The following is a 20,720-nucleotide window of genomic DNA, read 5'->3' on the forward strand; positions in this document are numbered from 1 at the left end:
TTGGATTTTGAGGAAATGTCTGAACCGGGATAATGGGATGAATGGGAATTGTGGGATTATCTGAACCATAATTTGAAGCCATTAAATGGATTTTGAAGAAAAAGTAAATGTGCTAAAATATCCCTTAATCCAAAAAATCCAGATCAAGGTTCAGACTAAAATTATCCTTATCCCACCTATCCCAAAAATCTCACCCATCCCAGTTCTAATAGAAAATTGACGAATGAGTAATTCAAATAAAATGAACGAATTTTCCAAACTCCCCCTTCAGGGGGGCGGGGGGCGCACAACATGTTGCTATTGCGGGGTCGGCTGCGGAATAGTAATGCATAAAGACCGCAACGGTAAGCTGCATGTCGAAGGCGACAAGGATCACCCGGTGAACAAAGGCATGCTCTGCAGTAAGGGAATGAACTTGCATTATACAGTAATGGATCAAAGCGACAGGTTGTTGTATCCCGAAATGCGTTACAATAAAAGCATGCAGCGACAAAGAGTTACATGGAACCAGGCGTTGGAGAGGACTGCTGCTGTTTTTAAAACACTTATCCATAAATACGGTCCTGATTCAGTTGCTTTTTATGCATCGGGGCAGTGCCTGACGGAAGAGTATTATGTAGTCAATAAGTTGATGAAGGGATTTATTGGTAGCAATAACATTGATACCAATTCGCGCTTATGCATGAGCAGTGCAGTGGCAGCGTATAAAATGAGTTTAGGCGAAGACAGTGTTCCTGTTAGTTATGATGACCTGGAACTGGCTGATTGCATTTTTGTTGCAGGCGCAAACCCCGCCTGGTGTCATCCTATTTTATGGAGAAGGATTGAAGCTGCAAGAGCCCTTAACCCAAACATTAAAATCATTGTCAGCGACCCAAGGAAAACGCAAACTTGTTCATATGCAAATGTCCATCTTCAACTAAAGCCAGGAACTGATGTAGTACTACATCATGCGATTGGACGGATACTAATTGAGAACGGAGACATTGATATCCATTTTATAAAAGAACATGCTGAAGGCTACGAAGCTTATCGCAATAAAGTGATGCAACGAAGTGTTGCAGAAGCGGCGGTGATATGTGATGTGGTTGAAGAAGACATTAGAGAAGCTGCATCGTACATAGGCAATGCAAAAGGTTTTATCACCATGTGGACGATGGGGTTGAACCAAAGCGTTATTGGCGTAAACAAAAATCTCAGCTTAATCAACTTAAACCTAATTACAGGTCATATCGGTAAGCCTGGAAGCGGCCCATTTTCATTAACTGGTCAACCCAATGCAATGGGTGGAAGAGAGGTGGGTGGTATGGCAAATATGCTGCCTGCTCACCGTAACCTTGCCAACGCGGGCGATCGTGCTTTTATGCAGGGCTTTTGGGGTGGTACAACCATTGCTTCAAAGCCTGGTTATACCGCAACTGAAATGTTTGAAGCGCTAAACGACGGAAAACTAAAGGCTATTTGGATTATTGGAACAAATCCATTGGTAAGCCTTCCCGATGTAAGAATTGCCGAAGAAGGCCTAAGGAAAGCAAAGTTTGTAGTGGTACAGGACGTAAGCAACAAACCGGAAACGCTCAAGTATGCAGACGTTATTTTACCCGCTGCAGCATGGGCAGAGAAAGAAGGAACGATGACGAATGCGGAACGAAGAATTGCTTACATGAACAAAATAGTAGAGGTCCCGGGAGAAGCGCTTCCTGATGCTGAAATCATTAGCCTTTTTGCTAAAAAGATGGGCTTTCATGGTTTTGATTACAAAGACTCTTCTGAGATCTACGCAGAACATTGCAGAACGACAGAAGGAACCAACATCGACATTACAGGACTTAGCTATGATGTTCTTAAGAGCAAGCGTAGCGTTCAATATCCATACACAAAAGAAGAAACGGGTTTTGGAACTACAAGATTGTTTACTGACAAACAATTTTATACTCCTTCTAAAAAAGCAATTATTCAAACGGTTGAAGAAGGCAATCAATCGGAAAAGACTACAGAAGACTTACCACTTGTTTTAACTACAGGCCGTATACGTGACCAATGGCATACGATGACGAAAACAGGAAAGGTGAGTAAGCTAAAACAACATCTATCCAACTCGTTTTTAGAAATCCATCCAAATGATGCGGAAGACAGAAACATCAATGAAAATGATATTGTCGAGATCTTCAATGGCCGGGGTAATGTGAGAGTAAAGGCAAAATTGACGACGGACATAAAACAAGGGGTTGTGTTTTTACCCATGCACTGGGGTAAGATATTAAACAGCGATTTAAACAGGGCAAATAATCTTACCAATAACCTTGTCGATTTGATCTCAAAAGAACCTGATTTTAAATTTTCTGCTGTCCAGGTTCATCGATACAAAAAAGCCAAACAAAAAATAATAGTCATTGGGGCTGGAGCAGGTGCATATGGTTTTGTAAAAAGCTACCGTGCAATGAATACAGAAGATGAAATTGAGATCTTCAGTAAAGAAAACTTCCCGTTTTATAACAGAGTAATGCTGCCTGACTATATAAGCGGAGCGCAGGAATGGCAGCAGCTGGTAAAAATGAAAGATGAGGAAGAATACAATCTAAATATAAAATTACATCGAGGAGTAAGCATTGAACAAATAGAAAGAGGCAAGAAGTTGGTTGTTGATAACAGAGGTGTTGTTCATACTTACGATGTCTTATTGATGGCAACAGGCAGCAGGGCTACCATGCTAAGAGACATTCCTGGAATGCAAGGCATCTTCACCATGCGTAGCCGGGTTGATGCTGATGACTTTAAAAATCATGTTGATCCCACAAAAGGTAAAGTTGTAATAGTGGGTGGTGGATTACTCGGAATTGAGTTAGCAGCGTCACTGCGCGAAGTCAATGTTGAAGTGACCGTTATCCAAAGAATTTCCCGCTTAATGGATCGACAGTTAGACACATTGGGAAGCCAGTTACTTGATGAAGAACTGACCGACAAAGGTGTTGAAATATTTTATGATGATGAGATAGAACGGTTTATTGGAAAACAAACCGTAACGGGCATAAGACTTAAAAGCGGACGCGAAATAGATTGCCAGGCAATCGTTATCGCAATAGGAACAACCCCTAATATTGAACTTGCTCGTGAATCGGGAATTGAATGTAAACGTGGAGTAGTGGTTAATGAATACCTGTCAACAAATGATCCGAACATATATGCTATTGGTGAAATCGCAGAGTTTAAAGGTTTTTTGTATGGCATTACCGCAGCAGCAGAACAGCAGGCTGATATTGTAGCGAAACATTTAAATGGTGACATCTCCAACTTTTATGAGGGCTCATTGCTAATGAACATCCTAAAAATGCATGGAACTGATTTGTGTTCTTTAGGACTACCTGAAGCTCCTGCAAACGATCCTGCTTATGAAGAAGTCGTATTTATTGATAAAGCAAAAAGGTATTATAAAAAGTGCGTCATCCACAACGACCGGTTGGTAGGTGCGATATTGATTGGCGATAAAACAGAATTTTTAGAGTATCGAGATTTAATCCAGCATAAAATTGAATTATCGGAAAAACGTCTTGAATTGTTGCGTTCTGGTAAAAAAGCGGAACCTGTAATTGGTAAATTGATTTGTTCTTGTGGTAGTGTTGGAGAAGGCAACATCGAAAATAAAATAAGGGAAGGATGCACAGAATTAAAATCTCTCTGCACAGCATCAGGAGCAGGTATGGGATGCGGAAGTTGCAGACCAGAAGTGCTGGCGATATTGGAGAGATGTAGCCCCCCTGCCCCTGAAGGGGAGCTGCTGCCGCCGCTCAAATACAGATCCCTGGGGCAAATTAATAATGCATCTAAACTAAAAGCACAAAGAGCTTAAACATTATTACATAACAATAGCTCCCTTTAGGGCGGGGAGCAAATTCACCTTTAGGGGTTAGGACATGGCAACAACAGAACTTATATACATTAATTTTACTGGCGGCATTGTTTCTCCGGGTTACTTAAAAGAAGTACTTGAAATAGCTGCAATGGCTAAAGTAAAAGACGTACGTTTTGGTTTGAGGCAACAATTAATTCTGGAAGTGCCGGTAAAACATATAGATGTATTTACTGAGGCGTGTTTTGAAAAAAATATTGCTTGTTCAAGAAAAAAAGAAGCCCATCCAAACATCGTAAGCTCTTACCCTGCGGTTGATATTTTCACTACTGATACCTGGGTGCGTGAGGGTGTTTACAAAGACATCTTCAACCTATTCGATTACACGCCTGCCGTAAAAATTAATATTACTGATAGTAACCAAAGCCTCGTTCCATTTTTCACTGGTCATGTAAATTGGATCTCTTCTGAATCAACCCATTTCTGGTATTTGTACGTCCGTTTTCCTAAGTCGGAGCATGTGTATTGTTTTCCTGAATTAGTTTATACAAATGACATTGCTTCCGTGTCGAAACACATAGAAGGAGCTTTAGCTACGAAAGAAATTGCTAACGGAAATGAACTATACAAACAAGTGAAGGATGCCTGTCGGTTCATTTCTAAGCCAATAGAAAAAGCGCTGCAGCTTCCGACATTTTCACTGCCTTATTATGAAGGCTTTAACCGCTACGACAACAATTACTGGCTGGGAATTTACAGGCGTGAAGAATCGTTCTCAGTCAACTTCCTGTTGCAAATTTGTTCTATCTGTATGAAAACAAGAGTAGGTCAAATGTATACGACTCCATGGAAAAGCATTATTATCAAAGGCATCGAAACAAGCGAAAGACATTTGTGGGATTATGCGCTGGGCAAATACAGGATCAATGTTCGCCATGCAGCCAACGAATTAAACTGGCAGATTGAAGACAACTGCGAAGATGGTCTGCAACTAAAAAGACATATAATCCGCTATTTCGATAAAGAGGACGTACGAACTTATGGGCTGTGCTTTGCGGTAAAGACGAGGGCTTTTTCAAGTATGCTGGGTTCTGTAATTGTGAGGAAACAAGAAGTCAGAAACCCCGAACGATTAAAAGCATTGGAGCGTTTTGAAATTTTATACACTGCTGACTTCAATCCCAATACTTCGAACTTGATAATCTTTAGAAAAGATGTTGAGAAAGAACACCTCGGAACGTACCTTGTTTCGTTATGCAAATATTTTTACGAATTGGAAAGTGAGGAAAAAACAGTCATCCTTGAAAATCTAAATCATCCCGCAGATGCATCCTCAGAAACTGTTCCGTTGAAAGAAGTCTATCAATGTAAACATTGCTTTTCTATTTACGATGAAACGACGGGTGATGAAGAGAATAATGTTCCTCCAGGAACTCCCTTTACTCAACTGCCTTCTAGCTATGTGTGTCCATTATGTGAAGCCGGCAAAGAAGACTTTGAAGCTATCGATCTTTCTATGCTAAATACTCCAGTTTCTTAAAACCATCGTTAACAGGAAAGGGATTAACCAAAACGAATTTAGAGGTTGCATTCATAGCCAAGAAGTAGCTACCGGCAGCTGCGTACTATCAACCTTTTTACCTGCCTTTTGTTGATATCGGCAAATACGAACTTGCTTTATTTCGCTTTTCGTTCCTACTTTTCCTTTTTAATTAATCAAGCTATTTATGAAATTATTTGGGCTCATTGTACTTCTTATTTCTACTACTCCTTCATTTTCACAAACACGCACAACAGCTAACTACCAGCTTGCCTCCAGGTTTTCTCCAAAAAAATTAGACAAGATGGTTTTTTCTACATCTGTCGATCCACACTGGCTAAAAAAATCAAATCGGTTTTGGTATGTGTACGAGACACCTCAGGGTAAAAACTGATTTATAGTTGATCCGGTGAAGGCACAAAAAAGACTGATGTTCGACAATGCAAAACTTGCTGCAGAACTAACCAAAATAGTAAAAGATCCCTTTGATGCACAACACTTACTAATAGACAGTATGCGTTTTGTAAAAGACGAAAACTGGATTCAATTCGAAGTAAAAAGCTCGCAGGAAGTTGAGCGAAAAGATACGACCGTAAAAAAAGGAACGCCTCCCGCAAAAGAAAAAAAAGTGTTCTATTTTGAATATAACCTCGATACCGAACAACTGGTTGAACTGTCGGATTTTAAAAAACCAAAACGAAATCCTCGTTGGGCATCTGTTGCGCCCGACGGCCAAACCATTGTTTTCGCTAAAAACTTCAACCTGTTTTGGATGGATAAATTCAACTACGAAAATGCTTTACAAAAGGAAGACGATAGCACCATTGTTGAGAACAAACTCACTACAAACGGAATTGAATATTTCGAATATGGCTCTTCGGACAATGAAACCAATGTAGACAAAGAGAAGAATAAAAATAAACGCAAGCCCGCCCGCATCTTATGGTCTGCTGACTCAAAACATTTTGTAATGTCACGGCCTGATATGCGGGCGGTAAAAGAGCTGTGGGTGATTAACAGCATTGCTTCTCCACGCCCTACATTGGAAACGTACAAATACCACATGCCGGGCGAAAAAGAATCACCAATCGAGTATGTGTTGTTGTTTGACATGGCTACTAAAACAAGTAAAGAACTGGATGTAAAACAGTTTAAAGACCAGGCTGTCAGCTTATGGAGCGCGCCGGTTTTAGAGAAAACCAGGGACGACGATTATCGCCCCGCAATTTGGCTCGGCACAAATAATAAATTTTATTTTGCCCGTACAAGTCGTGATCTTAAAAGAATAGACGTTTGTGCCGTTGACATCAACACCGGTAAAGTAAGTCCTTTGATAGAAGAGAGAATGAACACGTATGTTGAGATGAGGAAACTTGGCTTAGTCAATGGAGGCAGTGAATTGATTGAATGGAGTGAAAGAGATGGATGGGGACACTTTTATCTGTATGATGGAAATGGCAAGCTGAAAAATCAGATTACATCAGGTGCTTACCACTGCGAAGACATTGTAGGTATCGATGAAAAAAAGAGGGTTTTATATTTTACGGCAAATGGACGCGAGCCCAAAGAAGACCCCTACTACACACACATCTATCGCATCAATTTCGATGGTACCGGCGCACGCTTACTAAACGCAGGAGAGTTCGAACACTCAGCAACAATGGACGATGATGAACAGTTTTTCGTTGATAATTTCTCAAGAGTCAACACTGCTCCGAAATCAGTACTTTTTAATAGCGAAGGCAAAAAAGTACTCGACCTTGAAACCACCGACCTGTCATCATTGATGGCTGCCGGTTACAAATTTCCGCAAGTGTTTAAGGTAAAGGCAGACGATGGTATAACGGATCTCTATGGAGTAATGTACAAACCGTTCGACTTTGACTCAACAAAGAAATACCCGGTAATCGAGTACGTTTACCCCGGTCCGCAAACAGAAGCAGTAAACAAAGCATTCGGAAAGGGAATGGATCGTATTGACAGGCTGGCACAAATAGGCTTTGTCGTAGTTACAGTCGGCAACCGTGGTGGCAATCCCAGTCGCAGTAAATGGTATCATAACTATGGTTATGGAAACCTCAGAAATTATGGACTTGCCGATAAAAAGGCGGCTGTCGAACAGCTTGCCGATCGCTATTCTTTTATCGATATTAATCGCGTCGGCATTCACGGTCACTCCGGTGGTGGCTTCATGTCAACTGCTGCCATGTTCAATTATCCCGACTTTTTCAAAGTCGCTGTTTCCTCTTCCGGTAACCACGACAACAGTATCTACAATCGTTGGTGGAGCGAAAAACACCACGGGGTAAAAGAGAGTGTTGGCGAAAAGGGCGACACCACTTTTACGTACAACATCGAAAAGAACAACGACCTGGCCAAAAACCTAAAAGGTCACCTTCTCCTGACAACCGGCGATATTGACAACAACGTTCATCCCGCAAATACCATAAGAGTTGTAAATGCCCTTATAAAAGCAAACAAACGTTTCGACCTTGTAGTGCTGCCCGGACAGCGCCATGGATACGGCGATATGAGCGAGTATTTCTTCTATATGTTGGCAGACTATTATAGCAAGTGGTTATTAGGCGATTTCTCACAGCCGGTAGATATAGAACAAATGAACCGCGAAATAGAGTTGGGAAGCGGAGGTAATAAACTGTAATTCTTAACCCTCATAGTTTTTATTTAAAGAGTACGAATGTTTTTCGTGCTCTTTTTGTTTAAACCAATAAAAGCTGTTTACTCTTTTTCGTTGGCCAGCATTTGTAATTCTTCTGATGCTTTTGTTGCGTCGCACACTTGTACATCCTTCTATAACTCAGCTTTTATTAACGCATACTGCAAACATCACTTCGGTCATTTATTCTACTTCAAGCCCAATTTACCCGGCTACCATGTAAATCATCTTAACCGTTTAACTTCCCTCTTTGACCGTTTTTATATATCAAAAAACAAAGAACTGATAAAATAAGCACGTACATTGCTTGACTATTTTTCTTAAAAACAAAAATTAAAAAGATTATGAAAAAGGTAATTGTATTGCTTGCTTTTTTACTAGGCGTCTCAGGTAGCGCTCTAATGGCACAGGGTGGCGGTGGAGGTAACATGGACCCTGCACAAATGAAAGAAAGACAACTTACACAGTTAAAGGCTTCTGACCTGAAACTTACAGACGCGCAAGCTGATTCTGTAGTAAGCATCAACATGGAATCAAGACAGCAAATGAGAGGTCTTAGAGATTTAAGCGATGATCAAAGAGCGGCTAAGATGAAAGAGATGAACGATATGCGTTTAAGAAGATGGTCAGCAGCTTTAAAAGATGAAGCGCTTGCTAAAAGAGTAGCAGAATACTATGAGAAACAAAGAGCGGCCAGGGCAAACGGTGGCGGTGGTCCACAACAATAGTTTTTTAAGAAAACGGCGAAGCTCAAACTTCGCCGTTTTTGTTTCAACCAATTTCACTGCTTTTTTTCAAAAGTGAAATATTCAGAAGTATAAGTTCGTTCAGCGCTCTGTTTCCAGGTTTTAATTTTTCTACAACACTTTTGAGTTTTTAAAAGATATTGTATTTTGACAAGAAACCTTTAGTATGAGAAAGAACCTTATTACCACATTACTTCTTATAACTGTTACACTCTTCTCTGTTACAGCCACGTTTGGCCAGGCATCTATTTCCGGCGATACTATTAAAAATGCCCTGGCAAAAGAATGGCAACGCGCAAAGGAATATACGCAGGAATATATGCGCGCAATGCCGGCAAATAAATACTCCTTTAAAGCAACTGATAGCGTTAGAACTTTTGCCCAACAGTTATTGCACCTTGCACAAGCAAATATGTTTTTAGTATCGACCGCAACCGGTGAAAAATCTTCTTACGCTGGCCCTGATCTTGAAAAAAGTGCGGGTGCACAAAGCGCTGACTCTGTCATGTACTACGTAAACAGCAGTTATGATTTTGCAATCAATGCGATCAAAAAATTGCCTGCAACTTCTCTCATGCAAACAGCCACTTTAAACATGGGAAGACCGCTGACCGAAACAAGACTTGCATGGCTATTAAAGTCGTTTGAACACCAGACTCACCATAGGGGTCAAACAACCATTTACCTGCGACTCGCAGGAGTTCGTCCTCCTAACGAAAAGCTTTTCTAACAAACCTAACTACTACCCTATTTCGAGCAACAATACTTAGTCAAGTTTGTTGCTCGTTTTTATTTATGAAGCACTAGTTTCTCAGGTTTTTGTGAGCTAAATTGGTTGCTTCAGCTGGTTGTTTTAATGTTTAATTCTATCTTTCAAATTCTCTAATTAACTGTTGTTATTTTTATTTTCTATCGGTCAATTTTTTGCCAAAAATCATTTTTCTTCAACTTATAATTCTATATTTAATTTTTCTTCTGATTGCAAAAACCTAATAAATTTTATGGGTGATATCCAAATTAAAAAATCTTCAAAAGTTTACGATGCAGTAATTGTTGGCTCCGGTGCAGGCGGAGGCATGTCGGCATATGTTTTAGCAAATGCTGGTGCAAAAGTTCTGTTGTTAGAGGCGGGTCCATTCTTCGATCCTGTTAAACATTCACAACAATTAAAATTTTCTTACGAATCACCAAGAAGAGGTGCCGGTTCTAAACTCAGGGCCTTTGGTGACTTCGATGCCGCCTACGGTGGATGGGAACTTGAGGGTGAGCCTTACACTAAAAAAGACAACACTCAGTTCGACTGGTTCCGCTCTAGAATGCTTGGCGGCAGAACGAACCACTGGGGAAGAATTTCACTCCGGTTTGGACCAAAAGATTTTCAACCAACAGATGGTTACAGCGAAAGATGGCCATTAACCTACGACGAAATAAAACCCTATTACGATAAGGTAGACATGCTGATAGGTGTGTACGGAACCAAAGAAAACTTGGAAAACGATCCGGATGGCATATTTCTTCCACCTCCAAAACTTCGCTTGAATGAAATGTTCATTAAGCAGGGCGCTGAAAAAGCGGGTGTAAAAGTAATTCCCGGAAGAGGCTCTGTTTTAACTAAAGCGTTGCCTAATAATAAAGACCGTGGTGCATGTTTCTTCTGCGGCCAGTGTAACCGTAGTTGTAAAGTCTATGCCGACTTTTCTGCTTCGTCATGTCTCGTTATTCCTGCTATGAAAACAGGCAATCTCGAAGTTATTTCTAACGCGATGGTGCGTGAAGTACTAACTGATGACAAAGGTCTTGCAACGGGCGTTTCGTATGTGAGTAAAGACGACATGCAGGAATACCAGGTGAGCGGAAAAACGGTTATCCTTGGTGCAAGTACTTGCGAGTCTACAAGGATCATGTTTAACTCAAAATCTAAAACCCATCCGAACGGTCTTGCTAATAGCAGCGGGGTTTTAGGTAAATATTTACAAGACTCCACCGGTGCTTCTCTGTCTGGCTTTCTTCCAAAACTAATGGATCGTAAGCGCTATAACGAAGACGGTGTTGGTAGTATTCACCTGTTAGGCCCCTGGGTTACTGATAACAAAGGACTTGATTTTCCCCGTGGTTATCATATAGAATTTGGTGGCGGAATGGGTATGCCGGGTTATGGTTTCGGCGGAGATGTTCCGAAGCTAAATGGAATGGTACCTGGTCCCGATGGAAAGATGAAAGAAGCGGGCGGTTTCGGTGCTTCCCTAAAAAATGACTACCGTCGTTTCTACGGAACAAATGTAGGTATGGCTGGTCGTGGTACAGGTATGGCTAGAATTGATAACTACTGCGAGATCGATCCAAACGTAGTTGACAGGTTCGGTATTCCCGTATTGCGTTTTCATTACAACTGGAACAACGACGAGATCAACCAGGCCAAACACATGCAGGAAACTTTCCAATCTATCATGCATGAAATGGGCGCAATCGTAACGTCGTCAGAAAGAAACGCTGCAAATAACTGGGGACTGGAAGCTCCAGGAAGAATTATACACGAGGTAGGTACGGCTCGTATGGGTGATGATCCCAAAAAGTCGGTGTTGAATAAGTGGTGCCAGGCGCACGACTGTAAAAACCTTTTTGTTGTAGACGGATCATCTCACGTACAACAATCAGACAAAAACGCTACCTGGACAATTCTTGCGTTTTCAATGAGAGCAGCCGAGTATATACTTGATCAAAGAAAAAAGCAGAATATTTAAAATGATTTTGTAATCAGCTGTTGCTTTTATTTCAGCTCCGGTTGTGTCACTCACTTATACTGCATCGTTATGGCATCAGCAGGTGACAGGATGATTGAAACAGCAACAGTAACGAGAATAATTAAAGTTGAATTTATAATTTAATAAAACAATTTTTATGAACAGGCGGGACTCATTAAAGGCGCTCACGATAGGAACTCTTTCTACAGAAGTTTTATTAAAAGCATGTAAACCGAAAGAGCAGAATACAGACGTATCCGGATCTGGATCGGGAGACCAAAAAGGAGAAGCTGACAGACCCCAAAATGAACTGGACAGAAATGCTAAGCTAAATGCGGAGAAATTTTTCACCGAGCATGAGATGGCGACTATTACAATTCTAGCTGACATTATCATTCCAAAAGATGAGAAATCAGGAAGTGCTTCCGACGCGAAGGTTCCCGATTTTATAGAGTTCATGGTAAAAGACGTTCCCGATCACCAGATCCCTATGCGAGGCGGTCTGCGCTGGCTTGATATACAAATGCTAAACCTTCACGGTAATCCTTTTAAAGATTGCAATAGTGATCAGCAAATTCAAATGGTTACAGAAATAGCTTACCCCGCGAAAGCAGCACCTGAAATGCAGCAGGGCGTAGCCTTCTTCAACAGAATGAGAAGCCTGACAGCTTCGGGCTTTTTTACAAGCAAAATTGGTTTAGACGATATAGGATATGTGGGTAACAGGCCTAATCAATGGAACGGCGTTCCTGATGACGTATTGAAGCAGTACGGCTTAGCTTATACTGAGAGAGAATTAAAAGAGAGTATCAGTTTCTCAGCTTAGCATTAATATTTGATTGTGTAAAATAAGTGAGGGTGGCAGAAGCCGCCCTCACTTATTTTTATTAATACTGTAGATTCTAATTTTGCCAAAACGGGCGTTGCGCATAATTTTAGTTTAAACCTTTTTAAGATATTTAATTGCAAATGGCATTATTAGAAAAACATTTGGAAGTACGAGAATCATCGATCCCAGGTGCAGGTAAAGGCTTGTTTACCGATAAGCATATTCCAAAAGGAACGAGGATTGTGGAGTATAAAGGCCGAATTAGAACGTGGAAGGAGGTAGAGAATGAGGACGATAACTATTATATCTTTTACGTAAACGAAGACCGTATTATTGATGCATCTAACCATCAAAAGTCTCTTGCCCGTTTTATTAATGATGCAAAAGGGCTGCAAAAAATAAAAGGATTATCCAACAATGCCCAATTTGTAATCGACGGCTTACGAGTGTTTGTAGATGCCATTAAAGACATTCCGGCAGGAAACGAAATCTTCTTGGGATACGGAAAAGAGTATTGGCAAGTTATTCGAACAAACCAAAAGCTCGATGCAAAGAACAAGTAGGGCAAGCTCCAGAGCCATTCATTGGGATTAGTCGCTTGCTACAAGAAAACGGCTTTGAAAAATAAATGTTGGTTTGAAGACTCCTTAATAATCTCCTCCTGCTCCACCGCTTCCGAAACTACCTCCGCCAAATTCTACCCCAGTTGTAGCAGAAGTCTTCTGACCTGTAACTTGGGTAATTACGAGGCTTTCTATATTTATTCTTGTCTCATTTAAGTCAGCGTTCCTATTAAAACTTAACCCAAACCTCGGTATCCTTAAGTATTTTATAATTGCATAACTAATTGCGATCATGATGAAGCCTCCAATCAGCACTGCCATTTCAACTGACAGCACATGGTAATAGTACCTGAAGGTAAACACTGACATACCAACAAGCACTAATCCTATTCTTAGAAACATCAAGTCTCTTTTCTTAACTCCATGGGCAACATAAGCAACGGGAACAACAAAAGTGAGAACCCAAAATAACCATCCAAAAGGAATTGGATCGATTTCACCCAGGTGAACGCCAGACATTTCACCTCCTAACTCTTTTACAACAAAGTAATTTACAGAGCTGTAAAAGGTAAGAATAGTCACGAGCAAAACACTTTTAAAACAACGACGATACAATTGGTATGCATCCTTTTTCCTTAGCACGGTTAAGCAACCATAGGTCACGGCAGAAAAGATCATTATTAAGAAAGGAGCGGTTGCTTTTGCAAAAGCGCCGATCCGGGTATATAAGAGGAATATGAATACCAACAGCCCGAGGTAGCTTAGTATTGCCATGAAGCCATCAACAAATCGAACACTCAGGTATAGAAATACGATGACAGCGACACCACTTACTAAAGTCGCATTGGCAAAATCATTATAAACAGCGATCCCTGAAAGCAGAAATGCGGCCGAAGAAAACATCAAGAGGTTATCTACCCCCGCGTTGTAGTACTGCTTGTTCCTGACCAAAAGCTCTAACGAAACATAATTAATCAGCGCCAAGATTATATACATGCCAATGCCGGGCGTTGATGAAAGAAACACAAGTATCACAAGCAAAGCTGAAAAGATGATGGCGACTATAGTCAGTAAGCCAAGTGCTATCCTAATGAAATTGTTGGGCGTATACAAATTAGAAGTGTAGTTATCCCGGATGTTTTTATAAGCCTCCTCGGTGATGTATTTCTTTCCATATGCTTGATATGCCTCGTCCTGCACATGCTTGTTATATAAATCCGTATCAATATAAATGTGCATCATTCTTTAATAATTGATTGTAATAGATTAAAGCTTTTATCAAGCTAATTCCTGAAACCAAAAAATATATAGTCGCAGCGTAAATACCACCTGTGCTTTCATTATTAAAAAATAAAAAATTACACATAACATAACTCAGTCCAATATAACCGTAAAACAACGTTACGACCAGGAAATAAAAAGAATGAACTCTAATGGCATATCGAAAAAAAAGATAGAAAATGACTGCTAATACGAGGAACCAGACCAGGAAAGTATGGTCAAAATGAAAGAGCGCTGCAAGAATTGAAATAAACAAAAGATGCGCTCCGAAGTTTTTATACGTGAACGCGAAATGTTGCTTGACTTGCTTGCGCGAAGACAGAAACGACAAGGCAAGTAAGCCTGCACCCAAGATTATGGCAGTAAAGATTAACTGTTCGTCCTGGAAGTCGTTGCTACGAATTATATTTAGGGGAGCTACTGTTAGACCTGCCCAGGCAGCTAGATTTGTTATTGCCATACTTAACACATCAATATGATCAAAGTAATAAGCTGCGGTAAACAAGACGACCATAGGAACAAAAGTGGCAAGCCCCCAGTCCACGCCAAATACTTTGTACTCGAATTGAAGGTATCCTACAAGTGTTACAAGCAATAGACATCCAAAAATCAAAAAGTAGTCGAACAGCGCCGTTGGAGAGTCAACTTTTTTATTGGAATAGCCTTTCGCTTTTCTTATGCAAAAGGCAAAGCAAAAAATACAGGTTGCGGCAATCATAGTAATTAAAGCCGCATGGCCTATAGAATCAATGTTCTTATAAACTAAGATGCCTATGGCAGTAGTAAAAAGTAAGATACCAAGTGATAATATCGAAGTAAGCTCAATGTAAATGGAAAGAGGAGCACGCTCATGTTGCTCAACACATTCAAATTCCCCTTCTGAAATGAGTCCTTTCTCTAACAGCTTTCTAAATAGAGGTATATCCACATTTAATATTTGACTAAAAATAGAATTTTAAAACACGTAATCAAATAGACTGGCATTGCTGGCTTTCGTCATTCTGCAATCCACGCTTTGAATGGTTTTAAACCAATTCCCTAAAATCAACAAAAGGAAAAGCGGAGTTAAAGAAACGGGCAAAGAATAAAACGAAATTAGAATGAAGACTGGCAGCCTTAATTTTGTCGCCACCAATAGTATTCACCAGGCCGATCATTAGTATAGCGGCAGAAATACTTCTTTTAAGTTCGCTTGCAAGTAATCGTATAAACCATATTAATGCAGACTCTTAACAACGTTCACCAGCAATTTGCAGAATTTTTTAAAAGCGAAACACTTAAACCATTTGCGTTTTTAGTTTCTAAAAAATTAAGCGAAGGGCATATCTGTATTCAGGTAAACGATGCTGCGTTAGAACTAGAGGAATCAGCCTTTTTTGATGCAAAAACAGTATTTAGAAATATTGCAAAGCTGCAGGAAGAGCCGCTGGTAACTACTTCAAATGGTCCTAAGCAACCGTTTGTGCTACACAACAGCAGGCTCTATCTACAGAGATACTTTAACTACGAAACGGCGATTCTGAAAAGAATTAAAGCATTCGTCGAAAGTGAGAAAGGATTGTTCGAGAAAAGGGCACAACAACTAAGTTCTCACGCAGCTTTTATCAGATCGCTTTTTAATAGTGCTGCTGCAAACGAAAACGCCTTATCTGGTGAAAATATTGACTGGCAGCTTGTGGCTGCTATATCTGCGGTTCTAAACAATTTTACCATAATTACCGGCGGCCCTGGTACCGGCAAAACGACAACGGTAGCAAAGGTTCTTGCGATACTGTATACTTTGAACCCTGACCTTAAAGTTGCCTTGGTTGCCCCTACCGGTAAAGCAGCGATGCGAATGGCAGAGTCTTTAAAAAGCTCGTCTCTAAACGTAGCTTCGGATATAAAAGAAAAGTTACAGGCTGTAACTCCGGCAACCATACATCGCTTATTGAAGTACGTGCCCGACACTCCATATTTTAAACACAACAAAGAGAACCCTTTAAACTATGACGTGGTAATCGTAGACGAATCGTCGATGATTGATGTCGCTTTGTTTGCAAAGCTATTAGACGCAACAGGGCCTGAAACAAAACTGGTTTTGTTGGGTGATAGGGACCAGTTGGCTTCCGTTGAAGCAGGTAGCTTATTTGGAGATCTTTGTAGAAGCCAGTCAGCGTTAGAATTTCTTTCACCTGAAAGAGCAGCGGTGATTAACTCTTTTATTGCTGAAAGCGAAAGACAGTTACCGCCCGATTATTTTTTAAAAAGCGCTCCTCATCTTTTATCTGAAAATATTATTGAGCTTAAAAAAAGCCACCGTTTTACAAGCGATAAAGGCATTGGAAAATTTAGTAAGGCCATCATAAAGAATGACCTAGAGGGATTGAAGGAGTACATAGAAAACGACCAGGATGAACAGGTAACGATCGATACACAGTATGCCCCTGAATTATTTGAAAAATTTGTAGAAGGTTACGCAGAATATATCAGGGAGCCTGACATTAAAAAAGCACTACAGAAATTAGGTCAGCTAAGAGTGCTTTGTGCTGTAAGAGAGGGTGAGCAGGGTTTGTATAGTTTGAACACAGCGATTGAGAATTATCTGAGAAAGAAGAAACTGCTTGATAAACGTTCTGAGTATTATGAAAACCGTCCTATTATAGTTACAAGAAATTATTATTCTCTTGACTTGTTCAATGGTGACATTGGAATTATAAGGGCTGATGAAAATGGGGTTTTAAAAGCATGGTTCGAGGATAGTAATAAAGAACTAAAATCAGTATTACCGGGATACATCGCAGAGTCTGAGACGGTGTTTGCAATGACGATACACAAAAGCCAGGGCTCTGAGTATGATAAGGTGTTAGTGGTTTTACCCGATAATACTAACGTAAGAATATTGACAAGAGAATTGCTCTACACCGCGGTTACGCGGCCAAAATCCAAGGTAATTGTACAGGCAAGCGAAGCAGTCATCTTACAGACCGCAGAAGGAGTAGTCGAAAGAGCTTCAGGGATCATGGAAAGGTTTGATGAATAACTGCAACTGGAATTGATGGGATGCTTCAAATTAGTTGGATGATGGAATAGATAACAAATGTTCGCTACCATAAACAGGTTGGCGACAAAAAGAAGTAATTGAACTATAATGAGTTTACAAATTAACGGGTCTAATTCACTGGAGCATCTTGCAGGCCAACTTTCCCAGGAATTGCTGCGGCAGCAGAACCACGTATTTCAGCCGCAGTACATCGTGACGCAGACGCAAGGGATGAATAACTGGTTAAAGATTAAGATGGCAGCTACGGTGGGGATTGTTGCGAACTGCAAGTTTGTGAAGCCCAACGACCTTGTGAACGAGATCTATTATAAACTGGGCTCGCAAAATAAACAGGCACTTTCACCCGATATTTTACAGTGGGTGCTTTTTACCCTTTTATCGTCGAAGGAGTTCCAGGATGAATTTAGGAACATTGCTAACTACTACACAAACGATGACGTAAAGCGTTTAGCGCTTGCAAAAAAAGTGGCTGATCTGTTTGACCAATACCAGATCTATCGACCTGAAATGATTCGTGATTGGAACGAAAACACTTCCGGCTTCAACGGTAGCAATGGATGGCAAAAGTTTTTGTGGGTTAAGGCAAAAGAGATCCTTGGAGAAAGCATGCCCGATAAAACAGTAATAGGCAAGACAATCATCGAAGCACTGAAGCAACCGGAACAACAAAAGAAATTAAGAGCGCAAATTCCAAATATTCATGTTTTTGGTTTGTCGATTATAACCACTTATCACGTTCACATATTTTACGAGCTGGCAAAAATTATAGACGTTACTTTTCATTTGTTGAACCCTGCTCCCGCCGTCTATTGGTTCGAAGACAGAAGCGAAAAGCAACTGGCAATGTGGAGGCAAAAGAGTAAAGTGAAGCTGCGGCCGGCAGATTTGCAAAGCGCTGGAAACCCTTTGTTAATAGGATGGGGAAGAGTATTGCAAGACACGTTTAGCATGTTCTTCGAAAGCGAGGAGTTCTTGAATCAATACGTAGATATAGAGTCGCCTGAACCTTCTACGCAAACCTTGCTGAAGAAAATTCAAAATGATATTTTTCATAATCATGCCGTTGAGGCCAGGAATGAATTAACAGAAGATGATCTAATCGATGGTTCGATAACGGTCAACGCATGTTATACTACCGCTAGGGAGGTGGAGGTATTGTATAATTATTTAGTGCATCTCGTCGACCAGAAATCTGAGGCATTATCTGCAAGAGACATTGTGGTAATGGTAAGCGATATTGATGCTTATGCGCCTTATATAAAAGCTGTTTTCAACTCTGCCCCTTACAAATTTCCTTTTACGATTGCTGACGAAAGTTTTACTATAAGTGATAATTTATTTAGCGCTCTTCAGCTTGTCCTGGCGCTAAGTGAAGACAATTTTAAGGCAGAAGAAGTATTGCAACTATTGGACTCCAATTATATCAGAACCCGGTTTTCAATCACGGGTACGGATCTCATTAGAAAAGCTGTTGACAAAGCCAACATCAGGTTTGGAATTGAAGGTAAAAAGGAAGATGAAACAATCTACGTAAGCTGGAAAAATGGTATCCGAAGAATTATGTATGGCATATGCATGAGCGGTGAGGAAGCCTACGACGTTGACGGATATACTACCTATCCGCTTGATATAGCAGAAGGCGAAGATTCATTTGAGCTTATCCGCTTTAGTCATTTTGCTGAAGTACTTATATCAACTATTGAAGATCGGAGGCATGTTAGAACCATTACAGAATGGGGAGAATATATTGAGCAGGTGATTGATAAATTGATTTATCAAACGGAAGACAACAACGACGAAGATTATCAATTGCTTTTGCGAAACCTTGAGAAGTTATATGCGTTGAATGATGTGGTGAAAGACAAAATTAGTTTCGATGTTTTTAAGCACAGTTTTCTTAATTCACTTACTACCGAAACCCGCTCAAACGCATTTGCATCGGGCGGCATTACCTTTTGTTCCTTGATCCCAATGCGAAGTATTCCCTTTAAAGTAGTCGCATTGCTCGGGCTTAATTTCGATAAGTTTCCTCGTAAAGAGACAAGGGTTAGTTTCAACTTAATGGAGCTGGAAAAGAGAAAAGGCGACAGGAATGTAAAGGAGAATGACAAGCACTTGTTTCTCGAGACGCTACTTTCCGCACAGCAGTATTTATACATCAGCTACATAGGGCGCAATTCAAAAGACAATACTGTAATGCCGCCATCGGTGCTGATTGATGAATTGATAGATTATATACAATCTGGTCTTAAAGATGAAGCGGTTAAACTAAGAGAGACATTTGTGACTACTCATCCTTTGCATGGTTTTAGCCACAAATATCAAATACAGAATAAACGTCTGTATAATTACCTGGGCGAGGCGGATACAACAAAGCACACAACCGTAGTGTCTCAGGCAGCTGCAACCGCTCCGCTCGCTTTTGACGAGGTGTCTATCGAAGCCTTTATCGGCCTCTTCAAAAATCCTTTAAAAGCTTATTATAACAATGTATTGCGCATCCGCTACGAACAGGATAATGTGCTGCTGCCCGAGAACGAAATATTCGAACTGGATGGTTTGCAATCGTGGCAAATGAAACAAGATATGTTGTTCTCGAACCCCGACGAACTCACCGAATATAGAAACAAGGGAGTTGCTACCGGCACGCTGCCGTTGAAAAATATGGCGGATTGGGTACTGGCAAGTACGGCCGTTTCAGTTAGTCCGTTGAAAGAGTTGGTGAGTGATTGCATAGGAGATGCCCATGAGGAAAGCATGCATGTTGAATTGGAGCTCGGCGATACTTTGCTGAAAGGAAAGCTGGGTCGCATTTATGACGGTAAGCTCTTATTTATTTCACTCTCAAAGTATGAAAGCAAGTATTTGCTCGAAGCCTACATACGGTTTCTTATCGCCATAGCTGCCGGCAATCCGCTTGACTTATTTTATATTTCGGCAGTTAGGAATAAAGTGTACAAAATCGATGAAAGTAGCAGAAGCAGGAAAACGGCTTTGAAAAGTTTGCAAAAGCTACTGAACGTGTACAAGCTTGGGCATGAAGAGATTTTGATGTTCTATCCTGATTTCAACAAAAGTCCTGCTGATATAGAGAGCTTAACCGAAGACAAGTTTAAAGTGTTGGTCAATAAGTATCTCGAAAGTGAAGGCTACGATGTTTACTTGAAAAAGGAACATTCGTTTGGCTTCTTCGACCAGGATGGAGTGTTCGAGCAATACCAGGAAAATAGTGCTGAAATCTTTGGTGAGGCTAAGGAGCTATTTGATCTGTATTATGGAAGGAGTTAGTTTTTTAGCCAGCATTCGTACCACGCCTGGCCTTCGTTGCGTCGCACTCTTGTACTTTTTGAATAAATATTCAACGCCCTTAGACTACAGCAGCCACAATTAGGAGCATGTAAACATGCTGTTAATCCACCCGGTCAACAAATGCCTGTGAAGGCATTTTTATTT

The 20,720-nt window shown here is 40.6% G+C and carries 13 protein-coding genes; 11 read left to right on the plus strand and 2 right to left on the minus strand.

Translation table 11 applies throughout. The features are described from left to right. Positions 1-241 precede the first annotated feature (241 nt). The 9 genes from SAE01_RS17305 to SAE01_RS17340 all read left to right on the plus strand — a co-directional run bounded on the left by SAE01_RS17305 (position 242) and on the right by SAE01_RS17340 (position 12,943). Positions 242-3,847: a nitrate reductase gene (locus SAE01_RS17305; RefSeq protein WP_246113269.1), complete on the plus strand. Its 3,606-nt coding sequence runs from the start codon at positions 242-244 to the stop codon at positions 3,845-3,847. Between the two features lie 64 nt (positions 3,848-3,911). Further along, on the plus strand, positions 3,912-5,387 hold the full coding sequence (locus SAE01_RS17310; protein WP_147205052.1) for a rubredoxin: 1,476 nt from the start codon (positions 3,912-3,914) through the stop codon (positions 5,385-5,387). 187 nt (positions 5,388-5,574) lie between these two features. Continuing rightward, entirely contained in the window at positions 5,575-5,781 is a 207-nt protein-coding gene (locus SAE01_RS24830) for a hypothetical protein (RefSeq protein ID WP_218029179.1), read from the plus strand. 36 nt (positions 5,782-5,817) lie between these two features. Further along, on the plus strand, positions 5,818-8,049 hold the full coding sequence (locus SAE01_RS17315) for a S9 family peptidase (RefSeq protein WP_218029180.1): 2,232 nt from the start codon (positions 5,818-5,820) through the stop codon (positions 8,047-8,049). 359 nt (positions 8,050-8,408) lie between these two features. Then, the gene (locus tag SAE01_RS17320; RefSeq protein WP_147205053.1) at positions 8,409-8,792 is read left to right on the plus strand and encodes a hypothetical protein; all 384 of its coding nucleotides are present in this window, start codon (positions 8,409-8,411) and stop codon (positions 8,790-8,792) included. Between the two features lie 184 nt (positions 8,793-8,976). Next, the gene (locus tag SAE01_RS17325; RefSeq protein WP_147205054.1) at positions 8,977-9,540 is read left to right on the plus strand and encodes a DinB family protein; all 564 of its coding nucleotides are present in this window, start codon (positions 8,977-8,979) and stop codon (positions 9,538-9,540) included. A gap of 271 nt (positions 9,541-9,811) precedes the next feature. After that, entirely contained in the window at positions 9,812-11,551 is a 1,740-nt protein-coding gene (locus tag SAE01_RS17330) for a GMC oxidoreductase (protein ID WP_147205055.1), read from the plus strand. A 157-nt stretch (positions 11,552-11,708) separates the two neighbouring features. After that, positions 11,709-12,377, plus strand: coding sequence for a gluconate 2-dehydrogenase subunit 3 family protein (locus tag SAE01_RS17335; protein ID WP_147205056.1), 669 nt, complete (start codon positions 11,709-11,711; stop codon positions 12,375-12,377). 143 nt (positions 12,378-12,520) lie between these two features. Then, the gene (locus SAE01_RS17340) at positions 12,521-12,943 is read left to right on the plus strand and encodes an SET domain-containing protein (protein ID WP_147205057.1); all 423 of its coding nucleotides are present in this window, start codon (positions 12,521-12,523) and stop codon (positions 12,941-12,943) included. Positions 12,944-13,027: 84 nt separating this feature from the next. On the opposite strand, the gene SAE01_RS17345 is transcribed toward SAE01_RS17340, so the two are convergent. Together SAE01_RS17345 and SAE01_RS17350 are read right to left on the minus strand one after the other, a co-directional pair. Beyond that, a complete protein-coding gene (locus SAE01_RS17345) occupies positions 13,028-14,185 on the minus strand; it encodes a hypothetical protein (RefSeq protein ID WP_147205058.1) in 1,158 nt (385 codons plus the stop codon). Beyond that, positions 14,166-15,152 carry a DUF2157 domain-containing protein gene (locus SAE01_RS17350; RefSeq protein WP_170234190.1) on the minus strand — a complete coding sequence of 329 codons (987 nt, stop codon included), beginning with the start codon at positions 15,150-15,152 and terminating at the stop codon, positions 14,166-14,168. The genes SAE01_RS17345 and SAE01_RS17350 overlap by 20 nt, the downstream gene beginning before the upstream one ends. Positions 15,153-15,443: 291 nt before the next feature. Here SAE01_RS17350 and recD point away from each other — a divergent pair, with 291 nt between their 5' ends. Together recD and recC are read left to right on the plus strand one after the other, a co-directional pair. Further along, entirely contained in the window at positions 15,444-17,246 is a 1,803-nt protein-coding gene (gene recD, locus SAE01_RS17355) for an exodeoxyribonuclease V subunit alpha (protein ID WP_147205060.1), read from the plus strand. 108 nt (positions 17,247-17,354) lie between these two features. Next, on the plus strand, positions 17,355-20,555 hold the full coding sequence (recC, locus tag SAE01_RS17360) for an exodeoxyribonuclease V subunit gamma (protein WP_147205061.1): 3,201 nt from the start codon (positions 17,355-17,357) through the stop codon (positions 20,553-20,555). Positions 20,556-20,720 lie beyond the last annotated feature (165 nt).

It is taken from the genome of Segetibacter aerophilus (assembly GCF_007991655.1).
Taxonomy (GTDB): domain Bacteria; phylum Bacteroidota; class Bacteroidia; order Chitinophagales; family Chitinophagaceae; genus Segetibacter; species Segetibacter aerophilus.

What these genes read in the sequence shown, in the direction of transcription:
- SAE01_RS17305 (WP_246113269.1), top strand. Translation starts at nt 242, where the DNA reads ATGAACGAATTTTCCAAACTCCCCCTTCAGGGGGGCGGGGGGCGCACA.
- SAE01_RS17345 (WP_147205058.1), bottom strand. Translation starts at nt 14,185, where the DNA reads ATGATGCACATTTATATTGATACGGATTTATATAACAAGCATGTGCAG.
- SAE01_RS17340 (WP_147205057.1), top strand. Translation starts at nt 12,521, where the DNA reads ATGGCATTATTAGAAAAACATTTGGAAGTACGAGAATCATCGATCCCA.
- recD (WP_147205060.1), top strand. Translation starts at nt 15,444, where the DNA reads ATGCAGACTCTTAACAACGTTCACCAGCAATTTGCAGAATTTTTTAAA.
- SAE01_RS17310 (WP_147205052.1), top strand. Translation starts at nt 3,912, where the DNA reads ATGGCAACAACAGAACTTATATACATTAATTTTACTGGCGGCATTGTT.
- SAE01_RS17330 (WP_147205055.1), top strand. Translation starts at nt 9,812, where the DNA reads ATGGGTGATATCCAAATTAAAAAATCTTCAAAAGTTTACGATGCAGTA.
- SAE01_RS17325 (WP_147205054.1), top strand. Translation starts at nt 8,977, where the DNA reads ATGAGAAAGAACCTTATTACCACATTACTTCTTATAACTGTTACACTC.
- recC (WP_147205061.1), top strand. Translation starts at nt 17,355, where the DNA reads ATGAGTTTACAAATTAACGGGTCTAATTCACTGGAGCATCTTGCAGGC.
- SAE01_RS24830 (WP_218029179.1), top strand. Translation starts at nt 5,575, where the DNA reads ATGAAATTATTTGGGCTCATTGTACTTCTTATTTCTACTACTCCTTCA.
- SAE01_RS17315 (WP_218029180.1), top strand. Translation starts at nt 5,818, where the DNA reads ATGTTCGACAATGCAAAACTTGCTGCAGAACTAACCAAAATAGTAAAA.
- SAE01_RS17320 (WP_147205053.1), top strand. Translation starts at nt 8,409, where the DNA reads ATGAAAAAGGTAATTGTATTGCTTGCTTTTTTACTAGGCGTCTCAGGT.
- SAE01_RS17335 (WP_147205056.1), top strand. Translation starts at nt 11,709, where the DNA reads ATGAACAGGCGGGACTCATTAAAGGCGCTCACGATAGGAACTCTTTCT.